This window comes from Nitratireductor soli, from assembly GCF_001050155.1.
Lineage (GTDB): Bacteria > Pseudomonadota > Alphaproteobacteria > Rhizobiales > Rhizobiaceae > Nitratireductor > Nitratireductor soli.
Genome location: NZ_LFVY01000003.1, coordinates 74253 through 97566 on the forward strand (window position 1 = coordinate 74253; position 23314 = coordinate 97566).

Genomic DNA, 23314 nt, shown 5'->3' on the forward strand with positions numbered 1-23314 from the left:
TCCGATCGAAGGTCGTGGCGCCACGATGCCCCTCTCTGGCCTGCCGGGCGAGGCGCTCTGCCCCGCCCGACAGACCCGGTGCTACTGCGCTGCGGCGATGGCGTTCTTCAGCTCGTCGACGGCTTCCTCGGAGGTCAGCTCACCGTTGAAATGCTGCGTGACGACATCGTTGACCGCGTTCTTGACGGCGGCCGGCGCGCCATGGCCATGCGCCATGGAACCGAACAGCGAGCCGCTGGTGTTGGCCTCGGCCAGGTCCTGCATGCCCTTCTTTCCGCAATCGTCGAACGCGTCGTTCGGCACGTCGGTGCGCGCCGGCACGGAGCCCTTGACCACGTTGAAGGCCGACTGGAAGACCGGATCCATGACGGCGGATGCCATCATCTTCTGCGCCTTCTGCTTGTCCTCACCAACCTGGAACAGGACGAACTGGTCGGAGTTGAAGGTCACCGAGCCCTGCGTGCCGGGGAAGCGTATGCAGACGAAATCCTCGCCCGGCTTCTTGTCGGCCTTGAGAAACTCGCCCTTGGCCCAGTCACCCATCATCTGCATGCCGCCGGTGCCTTCGATGACCATGGCCGAGGCCAGGTTCCAGTCGCGGCCGGAGAAATTGTCGTCCACATAGGTGCGCAGTTTCGCCATCCGGTCGAAGGCTTCCTTCATCTTGTCGGAGCCCAGCGCCTCGGGGTCGAGGTCATTCAGCGCCGCCTTGTAGAAGTCGTTGCCGAGCGACAGGACGACAGCCTCGAAGACGGTCGCGTCCTGCCAGGGCTGGCCGCCATGGGCGAGCGGCGTGATGCCGTTCTCCTTCATCTTGTCGAGGACGGCGACGAGTTCGTCCCAGGTCTCCGGCGCCTTGCCGCCGGCCGCATCAAGGGCCGCCTTGTTGATCCACACCCAATTGGTGGAGTGGACGTTGACCGGCGAGGCGATCCAGTTGCCTTCATACTTCGAGAAATTCTGCAAGGCGGCCGGAACCACGTCGCCCCAACCTTCCTGGTCGGCCACGTCGTTCAGATTGGCGACCACACCCTGCTGGGCCCAGTCGAGAATGTCGAAGCCGAGCATCTGCACGGCGGTCGGCGCGTTGCCGGACGTGACGCGGGCGCGCAGCACCGTCATGGCTTCCGTACCGCCGCCGCCGGCCACCGGCATGTCCTGCCAGGTGACGCCCTTCGATTCGAGATCTTCCTTCAGGACGTTAAGCGCCGCGGCCTCGCCGCCCGAGGTCCACCAATGCAGAACCTCCACATTGTCCTCGGCCACAGCACTGCCGGCGGTGAAAGATAGAATGGCTGCTCCCGCCGCGAGCGCGGCGATTTTGCGAATGATCATGACAGTCCTCCCAATGGGATCGCTTGCTCACGCGATCTATCTATTTATAACGTTATAAATCCCGGTGCGGTCAATCAGATTCTCATCGGCGAAAGGCGAGGAGGCAAAGCGTTGATTATCAAAGGATTTTCTCGCATAAGCATGCTGCCGTCAGGTGTCGGGCAGCGAATTTGTATCGATTGAAATGTGCAAAATCGACGATTTAGGCATGTTGCCGCGTAGCGCCGCCCCGTCGCGAGGGACATGAGATGGCGGCGTCCTCGGAGCGGCCCACCCTGCGCACCATCGCCGACCTGACCGGCCTTGCCGTGACGACCGTTTCCCGCGCGCTTCTCGATGCGCCGCAGATCGCGCTCGAAACCCGCCAGCGAGTGCAGCAGGTGGCGCGCGAGGTCGGCTATCAGCCCGACCGCGCGGCACAGCACCTGCGCACCGGCCGCACCAATGTCATCAGCTTCGTGCTCGATCCGCATGACGAGCTTCTTGGCTTCTCGACATCGATGATCCGCGGCCTGACACATGCGCTGCGGGACACGCAATATCATCTCGTCATCACACCGCATTTCGCCGAAACGCCGGCGATCGAACCGATCCGCTACATCCTGCGCAACCGCATGGCCGATGGCGTCGTCTTCTCCAGAACCGAGCCCTTCGATCCGCGTGTCGAACTGCTTCTGGAGAACGACTTCCCCTTCATCTCGCACGGCCGCACCAACCTGCCCGACCCGCATCCCTTCGTCGACTACGACAATGCCGCGTTCTCCTCCCTGGCGGTGCGCCGGCTGGTGGCCAAGGGCCGGAAACGGCTGGCGTTGATCCTGCCGTCCGACCGCTTCACCTTTCATCAGCATCTGCGCGATGGGTTTCTGGCTGCCGCGCGGGAGTTGGGGGTCGCCTGCGAACTGCCCAGCGACATCAATCTGGACAGCAGCACGACTGATCTCTCCGCCTGGCTGCGTTGGCGCCTCAGCGAACCTGCGGCGCCCGACGGCATCGTCTGCGCCGGCGAGGTCTCGGCCCTGTCGATCATGGCGGCGCTCAGCGACCAGGGGCTTTGCGTCGGCGAGGACCTCGATCTGGTCGTCAAGCAGACGTCGCGGCTTTATGACGAGGTCCGGCCGCGCGTCGATGCCGTTTATGAGGATATCGCCCAGGCGGGGGAATTGCTGGGCCAGCTTCTGATCCGCCGGATAGCCGGCGAAGACCCCGCCGGTCTGCGCCATCTGCAGGCGCCGGCGCCGCGCTTTGCGGAATCGCACAAGCAGCCGATGCAGCCGGCACCTGCGTCAGGCGTCCGCCCTCAGTAGCCGGCGCAGCGCTTGCGTGACCTCTTCGGTCTCGACATCGTCGACGACGTTGATCGACAGCAGTTCCATGGCGCGGATTCCATGCACGACGAGCAGGGTGATCACAGCCAGGGCCGGATCGCTGGCGCCCGCCTTCATCCGGTCGAGAACAGCGCGCTCGAACCGCTGAACCGGCTTGAGAAACTCCGGATCCTCGGCGAGTGCGGCGAGAAGGCCGGAAGGCGGCGGCTGACGGCGCGCCCGCTCACCGACAAAAAGGTCGATATAGGCCTGGACCGAACCGTTGACGACGCCGGCATTGGCCGCTTCGCGCTGGCGCAAATCAGCATCCTCCTGGCGCAGGAATTCCTCCACAAGCGCCTCGAAAAGCTTCGATTTGCTGGAGAAATGATAAAGCAGGCCGCCCTTGGAGACGCCGGCGCGCGCCGCCACCGCGTCGAGCGACATGCTGCCTGCCCCCGTCTCCCGGACAATCTCGCCCGCGGCTTCCAGAATCTTGTCGCGCGCGCCGGAACGGGATTTTGTCATGGCGATCCTCATGGCATCTTGACATTACCGTCCAGACGGTACAGTAACGCGTCAAGGGTTTGCAAGCCTTATCTGCGGTCTGCCCTCTTGAGTCTTGCAATCCATGTCGCTATTTGCGCCACTCCTGATTAAGCTAACACCATACAGATACGCTGCCGGGGTCTTACGACATGATCAAGCGCCTACTCATCGCCATCGTTCTGCTTGCGGTCGTCGCAGGCGGCATAGTCGGCTTCAACATGTTCCGCGACCAGGCGATCCAGCAGTTCTTCGCCAACATGCCGGTCCCCTCGGTCGCCGTCTCGACGGTCGAAGCCAAGGACGGCAGTTGGACGCCGTCCGTCGACGCGATCGGCACCGTCAACGCCATTCGCGGCGTCGACCTGACCGTCGAGACGACCGGTATCGTCACGGAAATTGGCTTCACCGCCAACCAGCAGGTCAAGGAGAACGACAATCTCCTGCAACTGGACGACAAGGTGCAGCAGGCCGATCTGCAGGCATCGCGCACCCAGGCAACCCTCGACCAGCAATCGCTCGACCGGGCGCGCGAGTTACGCAGCCGCGGCGTCGGCTCCGGCGTCACGCTTGAAACCGCCGAGGCAGCCGCCTCCGCCTCCGCTGCCCAGGTGCAGAAACTGGAGGCCCTTCTGCAGCAGCGCCAGCTGCGCGCGCCATTCAACGGCACCATCGGCATTCCGCGCATCGACAGGGGGCAATATCTGTCGCCCGGCACGATCGTCGCGACGCTGCAGGACCTGGAGACGATGCGCGCTGACTTCACCGTGCCGGAGCAGCAGCTCGGCCTTTTGAAGATCGGCCAGCCCGTGCGCCTGTGGCTGAACGACGGTGACGATGTGTTCAACGGCGAAATCATCGGCATCGACCCGAAAGTCGATCCGTCGAGCCGGCTGGTTTTGGTGCGCGCCGAGATTTCCAACCCCGAGGGCAAATTGACGCCCGGCCAGTTCGTTCGCGTCAAGGTCGACCTGCCGCAGGAAGACGGCGTTATCGCCCTGCCGCTGACGGCGGTCGTCACCAGCCTCTATGGCGACTACGTCTTCGCCGTGCGCGAAGCCGAAGGCGACAAGGATGCGACGAAGGACACGGCTGACGGCGCAGGCGAGAAGAAATTGCAGGCCCGCCAGGTCTTCGTCCAGGTCGGCCGCCGCTCCGGCGCCCAGGCGGAAATCCGTTCGGGCATCGAGCCGGGCGACATCGTCATTACGGCCGGCCAGAACCGCCTGTCGAACGGCACGCCGGTGACCATCGACAACACGATCAACCCGGGCAATCCGGACCCCGCATCCACACAGGCGGATGCCGAGACCGACAAGGCGACGGCCCAATGAGCTTCTCCGATATCTTCATCCGCCGGCCGGTCCTGTCGACCGTCCTGGCGCTGCTGATCCTTCTGCTCGGTTTCCAGGGCCTGTTCAACCTGCAGGTTCGCCAGTACCCGGAGGTCGAGGAAACGGTCATCACCGTTACCACCATCTATCCGGGCGCCAGCGCCGACCTGATCCAGGGCTTCATCACCGCGCCGATCTCGGCGGCGGTGGCGACGACGGAGAATGTCGACTATGTCACCTCGCAGAGCCGGTCCTCGGCCAGCACGGTGAGCGTGCAGATGCGGCTCGGCTCCAATCCGGACGTGGCGCTGACCGAAGTCATGTCGAAGGTGCAGCAAGTGCGCAGCCAGCTGCCGGCCGACGCCAAGGACCCGACCATCGTCAAGGGCACGGGCATGCAGTTCGCCACCATGTATCTGGCGATGCAGAACCCGAACATGACCGGCGAGCAGCTCACCGAATACATCGAGCGTGTCATCCGCCCGCGCATGTCGACCATTCCCGGTGTTGCCGAGGTGCAGGTCATCGGCGCGGCGAACTATTCGATGCGTGTGTGGATCGATCCGGTCAGGCTCGCGGCGCGCAAGCTGACGGCCGCCGAGGTGTTGGCCGGCATCAAGGCGTCGAACTTCCTCGCGGCTCCCGGCAAGACGAAGAACGAGTATGTCGCCTATGCCATCACCATGCAGTCGACCCTGCAGACACCGGAGGCGTTCGGCGCGTTGCCGCTGAAGGCGACAGGCGACGATGTGGTGCGCCTGCGTGACGTGGCCGAAGTGGAGCTTGCCGCCGAAAGCACCGACATGGTGGTGAATTTCAACGGCCAGCCAGGCACCTTCATCGGTGTTTTCCCGACCCCGGGGGCCAACCCGCTCGACGTGGCCGGCGCCGTCACCGAGGAACTGCCGACGATCCAGGCAAGCCTGCCCGAGGGCATGAGCATCGAGATGCTCTATGACGCCACCGAATCCATCAGCGCCTCGATCGACGAGGTGTTCAAGACCATCGCCGAGGCGGTCGCCATCGTCGTGGTGATCATCCTCCTGTTTCTCGGCTCGTTCCGTTCGGTGCTGATGCCGATCGTCACGATCCCGCTGTCGCTGATCGGCGTCTGTTTTGTCCTGTTCGCCCTCGGTTATTCGATCAACCTCCTTTCGCTGCTGGCCATGGTGCTCGCCATCGGCCTGGTGGTCGACGACGCCATCGTCGTGGTGGAGAACATCCACCGCCACATCGAGGAAGGTCTGACGCCGCGGCGCGCAGCCTTTGTCGGCATGAAGGAAATCACCGGCCCCGTCGTCGCCATGACGATCACCCTGGCCGCCGTGTTCGCGCCGCTCGCCTTCACCGGCGGGTTGACGGGTTCGCTGTTCCGCGAATTCGCCATGACGCTGGCGGGAGCCGTGGTTATTTCCGGTATCGTCGCCCTGACCATCACACCGATGATGTCGGCGCGCATCCTGAAACGGGGCAATCACAGCCGCTTCCAGATCTTCGTCGACCGGACCTTCGACCGGCTGGCCAATTTCTATGAGCGCATGGTTGGCGGCTCGCTGAAATACCGTCCAGTGACACTGCTTATCGTCCTCGTGCTGATCGGCCTGACGGGCTTCATGTTCATGAACACGTCGAGCGAGCTGGCACCGGAGGAAGACGAGGGTGCGCTGTTCTCGCTGATCACGGCGCCTCCTTACGCGACGAGCGACTACACCAAGCTCTACACCGACCAGATGCGCGAACTGACCAAGGACCTGCCGGAACTGAAAGCCAACTTCTCCATCGTCGGCTTTGGCGGGCAGACCAATTCGGGCATCGCGCTGTGGGCGTTCAACGACTGGGCCGATCGCGACCGTTCGCAAAAGGAGATCCAGCAGGACATTCAGGCGCGGCTGTCGAAGGTGGCCGGCGTGCAGGCGCTGGTCTTCGCCCCGCCCTCGCTGCCTGGCGCCGGCGGCGGCTTGCCCATCTCGCTGGTCATCCAGTCGACCAGCGACGCTGCCCGTGTCTTCGAGGTGGCCGAGAAGATCAAGGAAGAGGCGCAGGCTTCCGGCCGCTTCATCGTCGTGCAGAACTCGCTGGCCTACAATGCCCAGCAGGTGGTGGTGACCGTCGACCGCGACCGCGCCGCCGCGCTGAACCTGCCGATCAGCGATGTCGGCACGACGCTCAGCCTGCTCGTCGGCGGTGGCGCGATTGCCCAGTTCGATCGTGATTCCAACAGCTACGACATCATCATGCAGGTGCCGGAAGAATATCGCGAGAACCCGGAACGGCTCGGCGATTTCTTCGTCCGCAGCACGACCGGCGAAATGGTGCCCCTGTCGGCGGTGGTGACGATCTCCACCGGCGTGACGGCGGCCGCCATCGAGCAGTTCAACCAGCTCAACTCGGCGACCATCTCGGCGCTGCCCGTGCCCGGCGTCTCGACGGGCGACGGCCTCGCCGTGGTCGAGGAGATTGCCAGGAACACCATCCCGGACGGCTTCTTCATCGAGTATTCGGGCCAGTCCCGCCTCGAGGTGGAGCAGGGCAGCACGATCCTGATCGCGTTCGCGCTCGCCGTGATCGTCATCTACCTGGTCCTGGCGGCGCAGTTCGAAAGCTTCCGCGATCCGCTGATCATCATGATGACGGTGCCCTTGTCGATCTTCGGCGCGGTGCTGCCGCTCAATCTCGGCCTGTCGACGCTGAACATCTACACGCAGGTCGGACTGATCACGCTGATCGGCCTGATCACCAAGCATGGTATCCTGATGGTCGAGTTCGCCAACCAGCAGCGTGAGGAACACGGGATGAACCGCTTCGAAGCGATCATCGCCTCGGCAAAGGTGCGCCTCAGGCCGATCCTGATGACCACGGCGGCCATGTCGCTCGGCGTCGTGCCGCTGATCATGGCCGATGGCGCGGGTGCCGCGGCCCGCCACTCGATGGGTCTCGTCATCTTCACCGGCCTGATCATCGGCACCTGCTTCACATTGTTCGTCGTGCCGATGTTCTACACCTTCATCTCGCAGGAGAAGATGCGACACGAGGAAGACGATTACCCGGTGAGCGCGGCACCGCCGACGCCGGCCGAATAGCGCAGGAAGAGACCAGGCCTCCGGTACGCCGGAGGCCTGATCAATGCCGGCTACAGCGCTTTCAGACCGGTTCATCGTTTCATGGAAACGCTGCCTCGCTCTATCTCATTGCTTTTCTGCATTTATACGGACGTCAGGTGATTCCGCCTGACTGCAAAATGCTCGTGTGACGGGTGAGACTGCCGAGATGCCTTGGCTTGTCGGGGTTGCGCATTGCGCAGACTGCCGTAATCCTGCAGCCCTCGACTGCAGCGTGATGGTCTGCAACGCGTTGCCGTCCTCGATCGCCACGAAGCCCGGCAAGCCGTCGATATACGGCATGAACCGCGGACGAACCTCTTCATCGGATAGCGGCCGGCCCGATGCCCGCAGGCACCGGAGGCCATGCATGCCCACAATCCCACGTCATTTTTTATGTTGCCAGGCAACCCGAATTGATCGCTGATTTGCGGGTCGGCATTCCTTTCCGCCACATTCTTCGCGTCGGTTGCACGCGGGATAGCTTCGGGTTTGGGCCTTAGTGACATTGGTGTGAAAGGAACAACATGATGATTCTACGCAAAAACCCGCGCAAGCTTGTCGCCGTGCTCGGCGTAGCACTCGGCACCGCGCTCATTGCTCCCGTCTTTGCGCAGGATGCCGCACCGGCAGCCCCTCCGGCAGCGCAATCACAAACCTTCGACGACCAGAAGCTGGAGGCTTTCACCGTCGCCTTCCTGGCTGTCAGTGACGTCAAGGAACAATACACGCAGCGCTTCCGCGAAGCCCCGTCGGACGGCGAAAAGCAGAAGATCCAGACTGAGGCAACGCAGAAAATGGAGCAGGCCGTGGCACAGACCAACGGCATATCCGTCGATGAATACAACCAGATCATCCAATCGGCGCAGACCGACGAGGCCCTGGCGCAGAAGCTCAACGGCATGATCGGCCAGGCAGCACAACCGGAGAACTGACGGAAACCTGCGCAAAGGTTGGGCCGGCGCCTCCACCAAGTGAAGACATTGCCTGAATGCCGGCCCCGCGGTTGCCCAGACGGTCCGCCACGAATCGCAAGCTGACACAGCCGGCTCATTATGTCGAGATCATCCGGGAAGCCAGGCTTGTCACGCGCTCCGACGGGGCGAGCGGCTCCGCATCTTCAACGATGCGGCCGTCGAATGTGGAACGCCTGATCTTCAAACACCGTCCCAGCGCTCGGCGACATGGGTCTTCGCCGCCTTGATGCTCTCTTCGAGCCCTTTGCCGCGCGCCAATCCGGCGGCGATGGCGCTGGCAAGCATGCAGCCCGTGCCGCGCATCGTGCCCGTCAGGCGCGGGCCTTCGAAACGCAGTGGAGCTTCATCCGCCCGGATGAGAACATCGACGGCACGCCGGCCCAGCCCGTGCCCGCCCTTGACCAGGATTGCCGGCGCGCCGGCGTCCAGAAGCTGCCTTGCCTGGGCGTGGATTTCTGCTTCATCATGCGCTGGAGGACCTTCGGCGAGGATCGCCAGCTCGGGCAGATTGGGGGTGAGGAGCGCGCAGAGCGGCATCAGCGCGCCACGCAGCAGGTCGAGCGCGTCATCCGACAGAAGCGGCCGTCCTGACGAGGTGGCGATCACCGGGTCGAGCACCGCCGGCACCGACCCATGCGCGGCAAGGACGGATGCCACGCATCCGACGACATCCCGTTCGCCCAGCATGCCGATCTTGATCGCCGAAACACGGTTGGCTTCGAGTGCGGCGCGCATCTGTTCCTCGACCAGACCGGCCGCGCATGTCTCGACCCGCGTCGCCGCCGCGTGCGTCTGCACCGTCACCGCCGTCACGGCAAGACAGGCGCGCAGGCCGAAGGCCGCGACCGTTTCGATGTCACGCACAATGCCCGCGCCGCCCGAGGAATCGGAACCGGCGACCACCAGCACATGTGGCGTGTTCAGCGCCATTGCGCCGTCGCTGCCAGCCATTGGCGCATGCGCGCTTCCGGGTCGGCATTCAGCGTGATGTCGGTGACGACGGCAGCACTGTCGGCGCCGGCCGCAAACACGCCCGGCAGCCGCTCCGGGTTCAGCCCGCCGATGGCGACCAGCGGCATGGCACCGATCTGCTTCTTCCAATCGGCCAGCCGGGCGAGCCCCTGCGGCGCCCATGTCATCTTCTTCAGAATGGTCGGATAGACAGGACCGAGCGCCACATAATCGGGCTTGGCCGCCAACGCCGTCGCCAGCTCCGCCTCGTCATGCGTGCTGATGCCCAGCTTCAGCCGCGCCGCGCGGATCGCGCCAAGATCGGCCTCCGCCAGATCCTCCTGGCCGAGATGGACGAAGTCGCAGCCCGTCTCGATGGCGAGCCGCCAATGATCGTTGACGATGAGCTGGCAGCCATGCGCCGCGCAAATCCGCTTCGCCACGACGATCTCCTCGCGCAATGCCGCCGCGTCCATCTCCTTGATGCGCAATTGCACGAGCCTGACGCCAAGCGGCACCAGCCGGGCGATCCACGCCGTGCTGTCGACGATCAGATAGAAGGGATCGAGCGTCATTCGAACACCGCCTTGCCGATGACCGGCGTCGAAGGCACCGCCATGTCGCGCGGCGCGAGCGGGCCGGCGAGAAAGCCGCGCCGGCCGGCCTTGACCGCCTCGGCGAACGCCGACCCCATCGCAACCGGATCGCCCGCCCTGGCCACCGCCGTGTTGAGCAGCACCGCGTCGAAACCCAGCTCCATGACCGCCGCCGCATGCGAAGGCCGGCCAAGCCCCGCATCGACCACCAGGGGAATATCCGGGAAATGCGCCCGATAGGCACTGAGCGCATCGGGATTGACCGGTCCCCGCGCCGAGCCGATGGGCGCGCACCAGGGCATCAGCACCTGGCAACCCGCCTCCAGCAATCTCTCGCCCACCGTCAGATCCTCGGTGGTATACGGGAACACCTTGAAACCGTCGTTTGCCAGGATGCGCGCCGCCTCGACGAGGCCGAACACATCCGGCTGCAACGTGTCGTGATGGCCGATCACTTCGAGCTTGATCCAGTCCGTGCCGAACAATTCGCGCGCCATATGCGCAGTGGTGACCGCCTCCTTCACCGAATGGCAGCCGGCCGTGTTGGGCAGGACGCGCACACCCAGTTCGTTGATCAGTTCCCAGAACCGTCCGCCGGTGCGCCCGCCGGCGGTTTCGCGACGCAGTGAGACCGTGACGAGATCGACGCCCGCCGCGCGCACCGCATCGGCCATGACGGCCGGCGAGGGATATTGCGCCGTGCCGAGGAACAGCCGCGAGGATAATTGCGTGCCATAAAGTTCGAGCATCGTTCAGCCCCCCTGCATCGGCGCGAGGATTTCGATCCGGTCGCCATCGCTCAGGCCGCACGCGGCCCGCTCGCCGGCCGGCACGACGTCGCCGTTCAGCGCCGTGGCGAGGAAGCTTGGATCGTAGTCGAGTTCGTCGAGAAGCGCGGCAAGCGTCCGCGCGTCGACGGCGTGCTCTTCGCCGTTAATTGTGAGCTTCATTGAAGAACTCCCTGGACGGCAATCTGATCATGATATCTGTAAGGGCAGCGCATTTTTGAACCCGCCCCTTGCGGCAGATATTTTATGGGGGTACATTTAATATGAAAACGCCCCGGCGCTTTTCCTGGGATCCCGCCAAGAACGAGCGCAATGTTGCCCTGCGCGGGCTTTCCTGCGATGCCGCGGGCGAATTCGTGTTCGGTTCGGCGGTTATTGCTGTCGATGACCGGAAGGATTACGGCGAGCAACGGCAGGTGGCGTTGGGTGTCATTGGCCACAGGCTCCATGTTCTCGTCTTCACCCTGCGCGCCGAAACATGTCATGTCATCTCGCTGCGTAAAGCCAACAGGAGAGAAATCGGGCGCTATGTTGAGCAAACGGAAGCAGATGGCTGAGGCCCGCCGCATCGCTCTGAAGAATCTCGCCGAGATCACCGACGCGGAAGATGCGGCGATCACAGCGGACGCTGTTGCCGATCCCGATAATCCGCCAGCCGACGATCTCATTCGCCGACGTGGCCGGCCGCCGCTGGAAAACGGCAAGCGTCCAGTCAAACTGCGGCTCGATCCGGATGTCATCGAGCATTTCCGCGCCAGCGGTCCGGGTTGGCAAACCCGCATGAACGATGCCTTGCGCGAAGCCGCAGGCCTCAAGAAAGCAGGATAGGCATTCAACAAACCGGAACCTCCACGCTCAAGATCATCGCTGCCGCCTGCCGCGCCATCGCCGGCGACAGCAGGAAGCCGTGCCGGTAGAGCCCGTTGACGCGGACGCCACGTTGCGTCCGCGTCACGCGTGGCAGGTTGTCGGCATAGGCCGGGCGGATGCCGACGCCCGTCTCGACGATCTTCGCTTCGCCGAAACCCGGATGCAGGCTGTAGGCGGCATTCAACAACTCCATCATGGACCGCGCGCTGATGGGACCGGGATCGTCGCTTTCGATCATCGTCGCGCCGACCATGAAACGCTGATCCGCGCGCGGCACGATGTAGAGGGGAATGCGCGGATGCAGCAGCCGCACCGGCCGCGACAGCGTCACATCGGGGGCATGAAGGATCAGCATTTCCCCGCGCACGCCGCGCAGCGCCGCGTCCTGCGCCGCCATTCCGGTGCAGTCGGCTTCGACATCGGCGCGAAAAACCGTCTCGCTGCCGAAATGAACCTTGACGCCCATGGCCACCAGCCTGTGGCGCAGCGCAACGAGCGCGCGACGCGGATCGAGATGCGCTTCGCCGGGGAAGAACAATCCACGCTGGAAACGGCCCGCCAGGTCGGGCTCCAACGCCGCCACGCCCGCACTGTCCAGCCAGTCGTGTCCGCCGGTGCGGGCGGCAAAACGGGCAAGCTCGCCCACATCGCGCGCCGGCGCGACGACCAGCGTGCCGTTGCGCGTCACATGGCGGGGCGGGGGGCCGGGCAGGGCGCTGTCCCACCAGTCCGCCGCCACCCGCCCGAGCGTCAGCACCGGCGCCTCGGCGCTTTCGCGCTCGCACCACGGCGCCAGCATGCCGCCGGCAAGCCACGAGGCGCCGCCGGCGGCATCGGCCCTGATGTCGGTGATCGTGACGGCAACACCTTGCCGCGCCAGTTCATGCGCCAGCGTGAGGCCGGCAACGCCGGCTCCGCGGATCAGGACCCGCATCGCCTCAGCCCTCGTGCTCCGCCGCCGTCTCCAGCGGCATGTAGAGGTCGCCGCCCTCGCGGAACTTCTCCGCCATCTTCGCCATGCCCTCCTTCTGCGCTTCCGCGCGGATGTCATGAGAGATGCGCATGGAGCAGAATTTCGGCCCGCACATGGAACAGAAATGCGCCACTTTATGCGCCTCCTTGGGCAGGGTCTGGTCGTGGAAGTTGCGCGCCGTTTCCGGGTCGAGAGACAGGTTGAACTGGTCTTCCCAGCGGAATTCGAAGCGGGCGCGGGAGAGCGCGTCGTCGCGGATCTTCGATGCCGGATGCCCCTTGGCGAGATCGGCAGCGTGCGCCGCGATCTTGTAGGTGATGACGCCCGTCTTCACATCGTCGCGGTCGGGCAGGCCCAGATGCTCCTTCGGCGTGACGTAGCAGAGCATGGCCGTGCCGAACCAGCCGATCATCGCCGCACCGATTCCGCTTGTGATGTGGTCGTAACCCGGCGCGATGTCCGTGGTGAGCGGCCCGAGCGTGTAGAAGGGGGCCTCGCCGCAGACTTCGAGCTGCTTGTCCATGTTCTCCTTGATCTTGTGCATCGGCACGTGGCCGGGACCCTCGATCATCACCTGGCAGTCCTTCGCCCAGGCGATCTGCGTCAGTTCCCCAAGCGTTTCCAATTCGGCGAACTGCGCCGCGTCATTGGCGTCGGCGATGGAGCCGGGGCGGAGACCGTCGCCAAGCGAGAAGGAGACGTCATAGGTGCGGCAGATGTCGCAGATTTCCTCGAAGTGCTCGTAGAGAAAGCTCTCCTTGTGGTGGTGCAGACACCACTTGGCCATGATCGAGCCACCGCGCGAGACGATGCCGGTCACCCGGTCGACCGTCAGCGGAATGTAGTGCAGCCGCACGCCGGCATGGATGGTGAAATAGTCGACGCCCTGCTCGGCCTGCTCGATCAGCGTGTCGCGGAACACCTCCCAGTTGAGGTCCTCGGCGATGCCGTTCACCTTCTCCAGCGCCTGGTAGATCGGCACCGTGCCGATCGGCACCGGCGCGTTGCGGATGATCCAGTCGCGGATGTTGTGGATGTTGCGGCCGGTCGACAGATCCATCACCGTGTCGCCGCCCCAGCGCGTCGCCCAGACCATCTTCTCCACTTCCTCGGCCATCGAGGAGGTGACGGCGGAGTTGCCGATATTGGCGTTGATCTTGACCAGGAAATTCCGGCCGATGGCCATCGGTTCGCATTCGGGGTGATTGATGTTCGACGGAATGATCGCCCGCCCGCGCGCCACCTCGTCGCGGACGAATTCCGGCGTGACGAAATCGGGGATCGCCGCGCCAAAACTCTCGCCGTCGCGCTCAAGCGCCCGCTTGGCGGCGGCGCGGCCGAGATTTTCACGGATCGCCACGAACTCCATCTCCGGCGTGACGATGCCGGCCCGCGCATAGGCAAGCTGGGTGACGGCCTTGCCTGCCTTCGCCCTGAGCGGCCGATGGCGCACGGGGAATTCCGGCGTCAGCCGCTCGCCGGAAACGAAGCCGTTGTCGGCCGGCGTGATTGTCCGGCCCTGATACTCCTCCACGTCGCCGCGCGCCCTGACCCACGCTTCGCGCGGGCGCGGCAGGCCCTTGTCGATGGCGATCAGCGCGTCGGGGTCCGTGTAGGGGCCGGAGGAATCGTAGACGATGACCGGCGGTTCGCCGGCGCTTGGATGGACGGAAATCTCGCGCATCGGCACACGGATGTCGGGGTGCAGCGTGCCGGGTTTGTAGATCTTTCGCGACGCGGGGAGCGCGCCGGTGGTGACGGTCGGGGCAAAAGCATCCATGGTCGGAGCCTCCTCTGCTTGACGTGCATTTTGCAGCCGGGCGGCGAGCCCGGCGCAGCACAAATGCGCCTTCTCAACGCAATGGAGACCCAGTTCTTCGCCGAGAGGAGGAAAAGCGTCGCTGGTCTTTCTTGGATTCCCGCCCATCGATTGCAATGAGCATGTGACCCGCGAGGCTAACACCATCCCTACGCCAGTATGAACTGGATCAGGTTCATCGGGTCACTGCGCTGCATGATGCCGAAGCACATGCCAGCAGAATCTCAGCCCCTTGGCGGGACCCCCCAGGTGAGCCTCTAGGGTGGGCGATGGGAGGGATGGTTGTCAAGCCGGGTAATGGAGGCGATTTGGAAGGCGCGTTCGAAGCCCTCCGCCCGTCAAACGCCCCAGGCGCGCCGCACCCGCTCGCCAATCCCCGTCAGGCGCTTGACCGGTTCATTGGCAAAGACGAAGCGCAGATAGCGCCCGGCGCGCGCTTCGTCGCCCCAACCGGTCATCGGCGTGGCGGCAATCAGCCCCTTGTCGAACAGAAGCCTGGAAGCATCCGCCGGCTTCATGCCGAGCGCCACCGTGTCGATCAGCAGCGACCAGCCGCCATCGGGGCGCACCACCGGCAGACCGGCAAGCTCGTCGAGGATCACGTCGCGCCGCGCCCGCCATTTGGCGGTGGCTGCGGCGATGCCATCGTTCGGCGCGGTGATGGCCGCCGCCGCGCCCGGCATGGCGATGCCCACCTGGCAGACGACATTCGATAGGCTGACCAGGCCGATGTCGTTCATGATGGCGCGCGGGCCGGTCACCCAGCCGACGCGCCAGCCGATCATGCGGTACTCCTTCGACACGCAGCCGACGCTCACCGTACGCTCCGCCAGCCCGTCGAGACTGGCCGGATGAATGACCGGCTCGCCGGTGAAGAGAATGCGCTCCATCGCCGCGTCGTGCAGCAGCCAGGCCCCGGTCCTACGCACCACATCGGCGATTGCCTCCCACTCGGCCCGTGTGTGGACGATGCCGGACGGCATGGATGGGCTCATGGTGAGGACGGCTTTGGTCTTGTCGTTGGCGGCCTTCGCCAGGGCCTCCAGATCGAGCCGCCAGCCGCCGTCGATCACCGCCAGTGGCACCAGGCGCGGCACGCCGCCGGCCAGCCGGATGCGGTTCAACAAGCCGGCATAGGCGGGGTCGGTGATGATCACCTCGTCGCCCGGCTCGAGCATTGCCAGCAGCGCATTGAGGATGCCCGAAAGCCCGCCGGCCGAAATCACGCACTGGCTTTTCCAGTCATAGGAAACGCCGGTGGTCTCGCCCAGCCGCGCGCAGGCTGCCTGACGCAGCGCATCGATGCCGAAAAAGGGCAGGTAGCTGTTGGCGTCGTCGCGGTTGATCGCCGCCCGCGTCGCGGCGATCGCCTCGCGCGGCGGGGCAATATCGGTGTCGAGATTTTCCAGCCGCAGCATCTCGGCGCTGCCGGCCGCATCGGCGGCGTCGCCCATCTTGTCGACGCCAATGCCGGGAATGTGACGCAGTCGCTCAACAGTCATGGCTTCTCCTTTCGTATCCACTACATTAAATTGGATACAGAAAAGTGAATTGATGTCAATCATCGTCGGGATTAGACAGACCGATCGGCATCGGCGGTTTGGACAGGCATGGACCCACACATGGACCAAGCAACGGAAAAACGCGGCGAGCAGGCCGAACGCATCGCCGCCGGCCTCAGGTGGGAGATCGTCTCGGGTGGCCTTGCCGCCGGCGCGGCGCTGCGCCAGGAGAAGATCGCCGACAGCTACGGCACCAGCCGCATGCCGGTGCGCGACGCATTGCGTCTTCTCGAGGCCGAAGGGCTGGTGCAGATGATGCCCAATCGCGGCGCCATCGTCGCGCCGCTCGATGCCGGCGAGTTCCAGGAAATCTACGAGATGCGCGGCGCCGCCGAGGGGCTGGCGCTGAAGCTTTCCATTCCCGAACTGACCAACCGGCAGATCGAGCGGGCGGGCGCCATCCACGAGCAGGCGGAGCACGCCTCTATCAAGGAATTCGGCGCGCTCAACAAGGCGTTTCACATGACGCTGTACGAACCCTGCGCACGGCCGCGGCTGCTCGCCCATATTTCCGGGCTCAACGATCTGGCGGACCGCTACATGCGGCTGGCGGCGCTGCAGCTCGACTATGTGCGGCAATCGCATGCGGAGCACCAGGCGCTGCTCGACGCTTGCCGCCGCCGGGACGAGGCGGCGGCGCTGGCGATCCTGTCGGCGCATATCGCCGATGCCGGCCAGGCGCTTCACAAGCTCCTGTCAGCGAAAATTGCCTGAAGCCCGTCCGGCGGAAAAGCTCGCGCGTTCACAAGGCGAACGTGCGCCCAGGCCAAGGATTGATTCCGTCCCGCAGCCAGAACAGCGTGTCGATCCAGAAGCCAGCGGCGTGACTGTCGTGGAACAAGCTGAAGTGTCCGACTTCCGGCCTTCCCATATGGCCTGGATGCAGGAGTACGGCCGTCCGCTGCGCGCCGGTGTAGCAGCGAAGCGTTCGCCGAATTGCCGGAACGGTGCCGATCTCGTCATCGGACATGGTGATCGCGAGAATGGGGGCGGTGACTGAAGCCATTCGCATCAATATCGCGTTCCGTATGGTGTTGTGTATATCCACTGTTCGGTATACCATATAGCATGGCCAGCAAAAATCTCCCGACTCGTGACCGCATTGTCAACGCAGCCGCCAAGCTCTTTCAGGGTGAGGGCGTTCGGGACGTGAGCGTCGACATGGTGGCCGCGGAAGCGGGCCTCACGAAGAGGACGCTGTATTATCATTTTCGCAGCAAGGACGATGTCATCGCCGCTTACCTGCAGGCGCGCGACCAGCCCAATCTAGCCATGTTCAAGCGGTGGTTCTACGAAACCGACGGCGGCCTGGCGGAAAAGGTGGAAGGCATTTTCCGCAATCTCGCCCTTGCCGCGCGGCATCCGAAATGGAAGGGCTGCGGGTTTCTTCGCACATCTGTCGAACTCGTGAAAACGCCCGGTCACCCCGCGGTCCTGGCGGCGCGGACGCATAAGAAGCGCGTTGAGGATTGGCTTTGCACGGAACTGGCGAAGGCTGGATTGGCAAGCTCCAGCCAAGCCGCTGCCCGCCAGATCATTTTGCTCCTCGACGGTTCGTTCTCCACGGTTCTGTTGCATCGCGACCCATCGTACATGGAGGCGGCAGGGGACGCAGCCCGTCGCCTCATTCACGGTTACCTCCCGCCGGCGGATACCCTGGATGATTTCTCGGTCAGTGCCCCGGCCACTCCGTCCAGGCCGCAGAATTCGGAACCGGGAAGACCATTGCTGTAGCCCGCACCATTGATGCGGAGCGGGAATTCGCACCTTCGGGAAGCGCGTAGTGGCTCTGTATGATCTTTACAGTTGCCAAGCGGCATCACGCGCCAGATGCGCCGAGCTCCGGATTGTCCGGATGCGTGGTTCGCATCCCGAGCAGTCAGCGCGCGAGGATCGACGATCTCAGCCGTTTCCGGCGAACCGCAAAGGCTCCCAGTCGCCTGGCAAACGCAATCTGCAACTCACCGGTCTCGCCATGGGGTATGGTACGATCTTTCTCGCGCTGGCCGAGACAATAGCCGAAACACCAATGGTGTTTGATTTCAGTTTCGCCTACGTTGCTTCACTGCTCTGCCTGGCGGCGCTCGGAACCGTCATAGGCTATGGCGCATACTTCGTCATCGTGGGACGCATAGGCCCGGAGAGGGCCGCCTATTCCATCGTAGCGACACCCGTTTGCGCCCTGGCCGTCTCCACGGCGCTAGAGGGATTGATGTGGGAACTGAACACTGTTCTTGGAATGCTTCTCGTCGTCACAGGCAACGTGCTCGTCCTTTCCAGGCGAGGGGCTCCGCATGCCAACCTCAAGGTGTGAAGAGCCACGCTGGTTCGGAACGGTTTCCCATCCGGAAGTTCCCACTGAACTGAAAATCAAATTCGAGACGGCACGCGAATAAAACCGTAACTCGGCAGAACCAAGTATACATCGGGCTTCAGTGCAAAGACGGCAGATGATCGAAATAAGAAACGTTTCCCTGAACTATGACAGCCTGTCGGTGCTTCGCGATGTCAGCTTGACGCTGTCGGAGAAGCGGATTGCCATCGTCGGTTCGAACGGGTCCGGCAAGAGCAGTTTCGCCCGCCTTCTCAATGGACTCCAACTGCCGACGGAGGGAACGGTTGTGGTCGATGGGTTCGACACGAAGAAGGATGGCAAGCAAATCCGGAAAAGGGTCGGCTTTGTCTTCCAGAACCCCGACAATCAGATCGTATTCCCCGTTGTTGACGAGGATTTGGCCTTCGGGCTGAAGAATCTCAAGCTTCCGCCGGAGGTGATCGAGCAGAAGGTAACCGAGGCCTTGAGCCGGTATGACCTGCTCGCCTTCAGGAAGCATGCGTCCCACCATTTGAGCGGCGGGCAAAAGCAGCTCATCGCGATCTCCGGGGTTCTTGCCATGGAGCCCCGCTACGTCGTCCTCGATGAACCCACCACTCTGCTCGACCTGCGCAACAAGAGACGCATCGCCGAAGTCATCGATTCCCTGGAGCAGACCGCCATCGTCGTCTCGCATGATCTCGATTTCCTGAGAAACTTCGATCGCGTGATCGTTTTCGAGGATTGCCGCGTGGTCATCGACGACACGCCATCGACGGCATTGGCGCGCTATGTCGAGAGGCTCTCATGAGTCTTGGAAACTACGTTCACAGGGAATCGCCGATCCACAGGATGCCGGCGGGCTCCAAGGTCCTGATTCTGGTGATCGGCGGTACGGCCCTCTTTCTGGTTCCTGATCTCTTGATCATGATCACCATCCTGGCCGCCACCATCGTGCTGTATCGCGTCGCCAGGATCCCGATGGGGATTATGGTTGCGCAAGTTCGCCCGATCGTCTGGATTTTCGTGCTGATCTTCGTCTTTCAGCTCTTTACGCGCGATGTGGCTTTCGCCGGCATGGTCGTTTCGCGGTTCGTCGCACTGCTGCTCCTGGCATCGCTTGTGACCCTCACCACACCCGCATCGGAGATGATCGACGCCATCGAAAGGCGGATAGGCTGGATGAGAGTGATCGGCGTCAATCCGGCGAAAATCAGCCTTGGCCTGTCACTCGCCCTGCGCTTCATTCCCGTCGTCGCGAAGATAACGTCCGAGGTCCGGGAGGCGCAGCGCGCACGGGGACTGGAATGGAGCGTGATAGCCGTCGCACTGCCCGTGATCATCAGAACGCTGAAAATGGCGGATGACGTAGCAAATGCCATCGATGCGCGCGGTTACGATCCATAGATTACCCAAAGTTGAAAGAGAAAGAACATGTCGACCAAGGATATCGTCTATATTGCGTTGTTTGCAGCCGTCACGGCTGCGGTAGGGTTGTTCCCGCCATTCCCATTGCCTGTTACGGGCGTGCCCATCAGCGTGCAGAGCATAGGTCCTTTGCTTGCCGGAACAATTCTTGGGGCAAGGCGAGGGTTCCTCTCGCAGCTTCTCTTCGTCGTTTTGGTGGCGGTTGGCCTGCCTCTGCTGGCCGGGGGCCGTGGCGGCTTTGGCGTGTTCCTGGGCCCGTCGGCCGGCTACCTGCTCGCTTGGCCGCTGATCGCGCTCTTTGTCGGCTATATGGTTGAGCGCTACTGGAGAAATCTGACGCTTCTGAAGACCATCGCCTTCTCCCTGATCGGCGCATTGGGCATCAGCAATCTGATGGGCATTCCGTGGATGGCGGCTCTGCTCGGCCTCAACCTCGTTGAAGCTGCGATAAGTTCTCTCGCTTTCGTGCCCGGCGATATTGCCAAGGCCATCCTTGCCTCCTTTATCGCCATGGCCGTCCGCTGCTCCTATCCGATCATCGAGCGGGAAAAAGCGCCGGCTACGTGATCATCGGGGCTTGCAGGTTTCAGGAACCGGCCGTCGAATTGCCGGTTTCTGCAAACAGGAGGTGATGATGGAGAGCGATCGGTTTGCAGAGCCTATCCACACTTGTTGTGGAAACGAACCCGCACACCCAATTCAGAGCTCCTCGACCCATTGAAAGAGCGCCGTCAGTCCCAGCCCCCCACCAATTCCCAGCATCGCCATGCCCAGCGCGCCGTCGGTCTGGCGACGCGCGAACTGGGAGAAAAGCCGTGTCACCAGAATGGCGCCCGATGCGCCGAACGGATGCCCAAGGGCAAGGGCACCGCCTTCGCGGTTGACCCGTTCGGCCGCGATATCAAGCCGGTCGATCGATCCGAGGACCTGCGCGGCGAACGCCTCATTGAATTCAACGAGGTCGATGTCTTTCAGGGCAAGCGCGGGTTGGCGCCGCAGCAGGCGCTGCGTCGATCCGACCGGCCCCAGTCCCAGGAGATTTGGATCGACACCGGCCGACGCGGCGTCGATGAACATCAGTCCCTTTTTGACGCCGAGCGTGCGTGCAAGGCGCCGGCTCGTGATCAGGGTCACGGACGCGCCATCGTTCAACGGGCACGCATTGCCGGCCGTGACGGTCCCGTTGTCGACAAAGACGGGCGGAAGTGCCGACAGCGCCTCCATCGATGCGTTCCGGCGTGGGCACTCATCGCGCTCTATAAGCATCCCTCCGCTCTCGACCGGCACGATCTCCTGATCGTAAGCCCCCGCGTCCATCGCCGTGACGGCCTTTTCATGGCTGGAAAGGGCGAAAAGGTCCTGCCGCTCGCGCGAAACACCGCATGCGCGCGCGACATTCTCAGCCGCGACACCCATTTCCGGGTCGCCTATGTCGTCGGGAGAAAACCGAGCCCGGCCATAGAAGCGAGGGAGGCCGGCTTTTCCACGCGGCTTCTCGACGCGCCATGGCGCTCTGCTGACCGATTCGACGCCGCCGGCCAGGTAGCACTCGCCGGCGCCGGCCTGCACCATTCTCGATGCGAGAATGACCGCCTCGAGCCCGGACCCGCACTGACGATCAACGGTGACGCCCGGAACCGTGACGGGGAGGCCGGACGCCAATGCGGACAAGCGGGCAATGTTGCCGCCTCCGGCCGTCGCATTGCCCAAAATCACGTCATCGACCGCGTCCGGCTCAAAGCCGACTTGCCCGATCATATGACGGATTACCGGGGCGACGAGATCCTGCGGTTCGAGCGCCTCGAACGCGCCGAACGCCCGCCCCACCGCCGTGCGGAAGGCCGCGACGACGACCGGTTGCCGATCGGCGTCAACTGGATGTTTCGACAGCTGCATACTGGCCTTTCCGCAGAGCTTCCGCGACCTTGCCCCTGGCGATCTTCCCACTCGTCGTGACCGGCCAGGACTGCGTCCGGAAAAGATTTCTCGGCAGTTTATAGCGGGGCAGGAATGTGCCCGCGGCTGAAAGGACGCCGTCGCCGTCTTCGAAACTGCCGCTTAAAACCGCGACGAGCCGCGTTCCCAGATGATCGTCCTCGACACCCAGCACGACGGCTTCATCGACATCGGCGATATTGCGCAGCGCGGTCTCTATCTCCGAAGGATAGACATTGAAACCACCGGTGACCACCATGCCGCCCTCACGGCCGATAACCCTCAAAGCTCCGTTCCCGTCGAGTTCGCCGATATCGCCCACCGTTGCGCCGCCGGCGTCTGCCCGAAACGCCTTACCGTCGTCGCCCCACAAATACCCGTCGCAGATCAGGTCACTGTGCACATGGATCGTTCCGACCTCGCCTGGGCCGAGCACTTGTCCACCCGAATTGCGGATGCTGAGCCCGACGCCCGGAAACGGCTTTCCCACCGTCTGGAGGGGTGTCTCGGCATCGAAGGGGACGACGGTCGACACGGAGATGAAACCGAGTTCCGATGCGCCGTAATACTCCATGATGCGCGCGTTCGGGAACATCGCGCGCATTTGGCCAACCTGTTTGCTGCCCAGCTTGGACCCGGCCGTCAGGACATTGCGGATCATTGGAAACCCGCCCGGCTTCGCGATGGCGGTTTTGGCAAGGCCGCTGATCATCGTCGGGACCGCGACGAACCTTTGAATGCCCTCACGGCTCAGCAGATCGGCGACGCCTTCGGCCTGCCACTGCCTGATCGAGTGGAACGTGCCGCCGCTATGCAGGGCTTCGGCCAATGCGTAGAGCGCCAAGCCGTGGGCGAGGGCACCGGGACAGCACGTCGTTGGACCATTCTCCAATCCGAAGAGGGACCGGCCCCTTGAAAAGCTTGCCCGCCACGAGGCGCGCGACCGACTGTAGGCCTTCGGCAGCGCCGTGGTTCCCGAGGTGAAACTCACCAGGAACGTATCGTCGCCATCAGCGTCAACATCGGCATCGCCGGCCGCTGCCGGTTGATCTCCCTGCGCAAGACGATCGAACGATGACGCCAGCTCGATCGCCAGCCCCATCCTCGCGGCGATTTTCGCCGCATTCGAATTCATCGTCCCGGTTACGATCAGGTCAGGCCGGAGCCTGGTCAGTATTTCCTCGAGCTGGGTCGCCGGCATCGTGGGATCAAGCACCGCGCAGGCATTCTTCCCCGTGGTGGCGCCGACGAACAGCTCGGCAAAGAGAGGGTGGTTTCCAAGGTCGAGCGCCGTTATCTTCCTGACGCCACCGGGAACCGACTGCCCGTCCCGCGTCCCCGGCAATGTCGCGATGTATGAGGCGAAAGACCTCGAGCGGCTCGCAAGGTCGGCATAGGTGCGGATCTGACCATCGAGCACGAATGCCGGCTTGTCCGGCGTGACGGCGGCATGATGGTCGATCTCCAGGTGAAACGGCATG

Annotated in this window: 24 protein-coding genes and 1 riboswitch; of the genes, 12 read left to right on the forward strand and 12 right to left on the reverse strand. The window is 63.6% G+C overall.

Translation table 11 applies throughout. From position 1 onward, the window contains the following. Positions 1-81: 81 nt before the first annotated feature. A complete protein-coding gene (locus AB843_RS04385) occupies positions 82-1335 on the reverse strand; it encodes an ABC transporter substrate-binding protein (RefSeq protein ID WP_048645587.1) in 1254 nt (417 codons plus the stop codon). 248 nt (positions 1336-1583) lie between these two features. Here AB843_RS04385 and AB843_RS04390 point away from each other — a divergent pair, with 248 nt between their 5' ends. Continuing rightward, positions 1584-2642 carry a LacI family transcriptional regulator gene (locus AB843_RS04390; protein ID WP_048645588.1) on the forward strand — a complete coding sequence of 353 codons (1059 nt, stop codon included), beginning with the start codon at positions 1584-1586 and terminating at the stop codon, positions 2640-2642. On the opposite strand, the gene AB843_RS04395 is transcribed toward AB843_RS04390, so the two are convergent. Continuing rightward, positions 2622-3170: a TetR/AcrR family transcriptional regulator gene (locus AB843_RS04395; RefSeq protein ID WP_048645810.1), complete on the reverse strand. Its 549-nt coding sequence runs from the start codon at positions 3168-3170 to the stop codon at positions 2622-2624. The two genes, AB843_RS04390 and AB843_RS04395, sit on opposite strands and share 21 nt — an antisense overlap. Positions 3171-3340: 170 nt before the next feature. Here AB843_RS04395 and AB843_RS04400 point away from each other — a divergent pair, with 170 nt between their 5' ends. The 3 genes from AB843_RS04400 to AB843_RS04410 all read left to right on the forward strand — a co-directional run bounded on the left by AB843_RS04400 (position 3341) and on the right by AB843_RS04410 (position 8555). After that, entirely contained in the window at positions 3341-4522 is a 1182-nt protein-coding gene (locus tag AB843_RS04400) for an efflux RND transporter periplasmic adaptor subunit (protein WP_048645589.1), read from the forward strand. After that, positions 4519-7602, forward strand: coding sequence for an efflux RND transporter permease subunit (locus tag AB843_RS04405; RefSeq protein ID WP_048645590.1), 3084 nt, complete (start codon positions 4519-4521; stop codon positions 7600-7602). Before AB843_RS04400 ends, AB843_RS04405 begins: the two co-directional genes overlap by 4 nt. Before the next feature lie 548 nt (positions 7603-8150). Beyond that, complete coding sequence (locus tag AB843_RS04410) at positions 8151-8555, forward strand: DUF4168 domain-containing protein (protein WP_048645811.1); 405 nt, start codon at positions 8151-8153, stop codon at positions 8553-8555. A 222-nt stretch (positions 8556-8777) separates the two neighbouring features. Here AB843_RS04410 and AB843_RS04415 read toward each other — a convergent pair whose 3' ends face one another. Genes AB843_RS04415 through thiS form a run of 4 tightly spaced genes read right to left on the reverse strand, consistent with a single transcriptional unit; the run spans position 8778 to position 11094 of the window. Beyond that, a complete protein-coding gene (locus AB843_RS04415; RefSeq protein WP_244467891.1) occupies positions 8778-9548 on the reverse strand; it encodes a hydroxymethylpyrimidine/phosphomethylpyrimidine kinase in 771 nt (256 codons plus the stop codon). Continuing rightward, the gene (locus tag AB843_RS04420) at positions 9518-10123 is read right to left on the reverse strand and encodes a thiamine phosphate synthase (protein ID WP_048645591.1); all 606 of its coding nucleotides are present in this window, start codon (positions 10121-10123) and stop codon (positions 9518-9520) included. The genes AB843_RS04415 and AB843_RS04420 overlap by 31 nt, the downstream gene beginning before the upstream one ends. Next, complete coding sequence (locus AB843_RS04425) at positions 10120-10893, reverse strand: thiazole synthase (RefSeq protein ID WP_048645592.1); 774 nt, start codon at positions 10891-10893, stop codon at positions 10120-10122. Before AB843_RS04425 ends, AB843_RS04420 begins: the two co-directional genes overlap by 4 nt. A gap of 3 nt (positions 10894-10896) precedes the next feature. Continuing rightward, complete coding sequence (gene thiS / locus AB843_RS04430; RefSeq protein WP_048645593.1) at positions 10897-11094, reverse strand: sulfur carrier protein ThiS; 198 nt, start codon at positions 11092-11094, stop codon at positions 10897-10899. 101 nt (positions 11095-11195) lie between these two features. Here thiS and AB843_RS04435 point away from each other — a divergent pair, with 101 nt between their 5' ends. Continuing rightward, positions 11196-11489, forward strand: a complete 294-nt coding sequence (locus AB843_RS04435) for a BrnT family toxin (protein WP_048645594.1) — start codon at positions 11196-11198, stop codon at positions 11487-11489. Beyond that, positions 11482-11760, forward strand: coding sequence for a BrnA antitoxin family protein (locus tag AB843_RS04440; RefSeq protein ID WP_244467892.1), 279 nt, complete (start codon positions 11482-11484; stop codon positions 11758-11760). The genes AB843_RS04435 and AB843_RS04440 overlap by 8 nt, the downstream gene beginning before the upstream one ends. Positions 11761-11764: 4 nt before the next feature. Here AB843_RS04440 and thiO read toward each other — a convergent pair whose 3' ends face one another. The 3 genes from thiO to AB843_RS04455 form a co-directional block, all read right to left on the reverse strand. Beyond that, positions 11765-12736 carry a glycine oxidase ThiO gene (thiO, locus tag AB843_RS04445; RefSeq protein ID WP_048645595.1) on the reverse strand — a complete coding sequence of 324 codons (972 nt, stop codon included), beginning with the start codon at positions 12734-12736 and terminating at the stop codon, positions 11765-11767. Positions 12737-12740: 4 nt separating this feature from the next. After that, positions 12741-14555, reverse strand: coding sequence for a phosphomethylpyrimidine synthase ThiC (gene thiC / locus AB843_RS04450; RefSeq protein WP_048645596.1), 1815 nt, complete (start codon positions 14553-14555; stop codon positions 12741-12743). Positions 14556-14722: 167 nt separating this feature from the next. Further along, positions 14723-14852, reverse strand: a riboswitch (TPP riboswitch). Positions 14853-14932: 80 nt separating this feature from the next. After that, a complete protein-coding gene (locus tag AB843_RS04455; protein WP_048645597.1) occupies positions 14933-16096 on the reverse strand; it encodes a pyridoxal phosphate-dependent aminotransferase in 1164 nt (387 codons plus the stop codon). 120 nt (positions 16097-16216) lie between these two features. On the opposite strand from AB843_RS04455, the gene AB843_RS04460 reads away from it, so the two are divergent. Further along, positions 16217-16870: a GntR family transcriptional regulator gene (locus AB843_RS04460; protein ID WP_048645598.1), complete on the forward strand. Its 654-nt coding sequence runs from the start codon at positions 16217-16219 to the stop codon at positions 16868-16870. Positions 16871-16898: 28 nt separating this feature from the next. Here the strand turns inward: AB843_RS04460 and AB843_RS04465 are convergent, their stop codons facing one another. Then, positions 16899-17162 carry a hypothetical protein gene (locus AB843_RS04465; RefSeq protein ID WP_206412787.1) on the reverse strand — a complete coding sequence of 88 codons (264 nt, stop codon included), beginning with the start codon at positions 17160-17162 and terminating at the stop codon, positions 16899-16901. Positions 17163-17224: 62 nt separating this feature from the next. Here AB843_RS04465 and AB843_RS04470 point away from each other — a divergent pair, with 62 nt between their 5' ends. From AB843_RS04470 to AB843_RS04490, 5 genes are all read left to right on the forward strand, one after another. Beyond that, on the forward strand, positions 17225-17890 hold the full coding sequence (locus AB843_RS04470; RefSeq protein WP_082143645.1) for a TetR/AcrR family transcriptional regulator: 666 nt from the start codon (positions 17225-17227) through the stop codon (positions 17888-17890). 121 nt (positions 17891-18011) lie between these two features. Further along, on the forward strand, positions 18012-18470 hold the full coding sequence (locus tag AB843_RS04475; protein WP_082143646.1) for a DMT family transporter: 459 nt from the start codon (positions 18012-18014) through the stop codon (positions 18468-18470). A gap of 136 nt (positions 18471-18606) precedes the next feature. Then, the gene (locus AB843_RS04480; protein ID WP_048645601.1) at positions 18607-19281 is read left to right on the forward strand and encodes an energy-coupling factor ABC transporter ATP-binding protein; all 675 of its coding nucleotides are present in this window, start codon (positions 18607-18609) and stop codon (positions 19279-19281) included. Then, entirely contained in the window at positions 19278-19877 is a 600-nt protein-coding gene (locus tag AB843_RS04485; protein WP_048645602.1) for an energy-coupling factor transporter transmembrane component T family protein, read from the forward strand. Before AB843_RS04480 ends, AB843_RS04485 begins: the two co-directional genes overlap by 4 nt. 27 nt (positions 19878-19904) lie before the next feature. Next, complete coding sequence (locus AB843_RS04490; RefSeq protein WP_048645603.1) at positions 19905-20465, forward strand: biotin transporter BioY; 561 nt, start codon at positions 19905-19907, stop codon at positions 20463-20465. Positions 20466-20597: 132 nt separating this feature from the next. Here AB843_RS04490 and AB843_RS04495 read toward each other — a convergent pair whose 3' ends face one another. Further along, positions 20598-21794, reverse strand: coding sequence for a thiolase family protein (locus AB843_RS04495; RefSeq protein WP_048645604.1), 1197 nt, complete (start codon positions 21792-21794; stop codon positions 20598-20600). After that, complete coding sequence (locus tag AB843_RS04500; protein WP_048645605.1) at positions 21769-23313, reverse strand: AMP-binding protein; 1545 nt, start codon at positions 23311-23313, stop codon at positions 21769-21771. The genes AB843_RS04495 and AB843_RS04500 overlap by 26 nt, the downstream gene beginning before the upstream one ends. Position 23314 lies beyond the last annotated feature (1 nt).

Bases quoted from the DNA above. Each gene is read 5' to 3' on its own strand.
- AB843_RS04480 (WP_048645601.1), top strand. From the start codon at position 18,607: ATGATCGAAATAAGAAACGTTTCCCTGAACTATGACAGCCTGTCGGTG.
- AB843_RS04470 (WP_082143645.1), top strand. From the start codon at position 17,225: ATGGCCAGCAAAAATCTCCCGACTCGTGACCGCATTGTCAACGCAGCC.
- thiO (WP_048645595.1), bottom strand. From the start codon at position 12,736: ATGCGGGTCCTGATCCGCGGAGCCGGCGTTGCCGGCCTCACGCTGGCG.
- AB843_RS04500 (WP_048645605.1), bottom strand. From the start codon at position 23,313: ATGCCGTTTCACCTGGAGATCGACCATCATGCCGCCGTCACGCCGGAC.
- AB843_RS04405 (WP_048645590.1), top strand. From the start codon at position 4,519: ATGAGCTTCTCCGATATCTTCATCCGCCGGCCGGTCCTGTCGACCGTC.
- AB843_RS04455 (WP_048645597.1), bottom strand. From the start codon at position 16,096: ATGACTGTTGAGCGACTGCGTCACATTCCCGGCATTGGCGTCGACAAG.
- AB843_RS04435 (WP_048645594.1), top strand. From the start codon at position 11,196: ATGAAAACGCCCCGGCGCTTTTCCTGGGATCCCGCCAAGAACGAGCGC.
- AB843_RS04485 (WP_048645602.1), top strand. From the start codon at position 19,278: ATGAGTCTTGGAAACTACGTTCACAGGGAATCGCCGATCCACAGGATG.
- AB843_RS04440 (WP_244467892.1), top strand. From the start codon at position 11,482: ATGGCTGAGGCCCGCCGCATCGCTCTGAAGAATCTCGCCGAGATCACC.
- AB843_RS04395 (WP_048645810.1), bottom strand. From the start codon at position 3,170: ATGACAAAATCCCGTTCCGGCGCGCGCGACAAGATTCTGGAAGCCGCG.
- AB843_RS04490 (WP_048645603.1), top strand. From the start codon at position 19,905: ATGTCGACCAAGGATATCGTCTATATTGCGTTGTTTGCAGCCGTCACG.
- AB843_RS04475 (WP_082143646.1), top strand. From the start codon at position 18,012: ATGCGTGGTTCGCATCCCGAGCAGTCAGCGCGCGAGGATCGACGATCT.
- AB843_RS04390 (WP_048645588.1), top strand. From the start codon at position 1,584: ATGGCGGCGTCCTCGGAGCGGCCCACCCTGCGCACCATCGCCGACCTG.
- thiC (WP_048645596.1), bottom strand. From the start codon at position 14,555: ATGGATGCTTTTGCCCCGACCGTCACCACCGGCGCGCTCCCCGCGTCG.
- AB843_RS04465 (WP_206412787.1), bottom strand. From the start codon at position 17,162: ATGGCTTCAGTCACCGCCCCCATTCTCGCGATCACCATGTCCGATGAC.
- AB843_RS04425 (WP_048645592.1), bottom strand. From the start codon at position 10,893: ATGCTCGAACTTTATGGCACGCAATTATCCTCGCGGCTGTTCCTCGGC.
- AB843_RS04400 (WP_048645589.1), top strand. From the start codon at position 3,341: ATGATCAAGCGCCTACTCATCGCCATCGTTCTGCTTGCGGTCGTCGCA.
- thiS (WP_048645593.1), bottom strand. From the start codon at position 11,094: ATGAAGCTCACAATTAACGGCGAAGAGCACGCCGTCGACGCGCGGACG.
- AB843_RS04420 (WP_048645591.1), bottom strand. From the start codon at position 10,123: ATGACGCTCGATCCCTTCTATCTGATCGTCGACAGCACGGCGTGGATC.
- AB843_RS04460 (WP_048645598.1), top strand. From the start codon at position 16,217: ATGGACCAAGCAACGGAAAAACGCGGCGAGCAGGCCGAACGCATCGCC.
- AB843_RS04410 (WP_048645811.1), top strand. From the start codon at position 8,151: ATGATTCTACGCAAAAACCCGCGCAAGCTTGTCGCCGTGCTCGGCGTA.
- AB843_RS04385 (WP_048645587.1), bottom strand. From the start codon at position 1,335: ATGATCATTCGCAAAATCGCCGCGCTCGCGGCGGGAGCAGCCATTCTA.
- AB843_RS04495 (WP_048645604.1), bottom strand. From the start codon at position 21,794: ATGCAGCTGTCGAAACATCCAGTTGACGCCGATCGGCAACCGGTCGTC.
- AB843_RS04415 (WP_244467891.1), bottom strand. From the start codon at position 9,548: ATGGCTGGCAGCGACGGCGCAATGGCGCTGAACACGCCACATGTGCTG.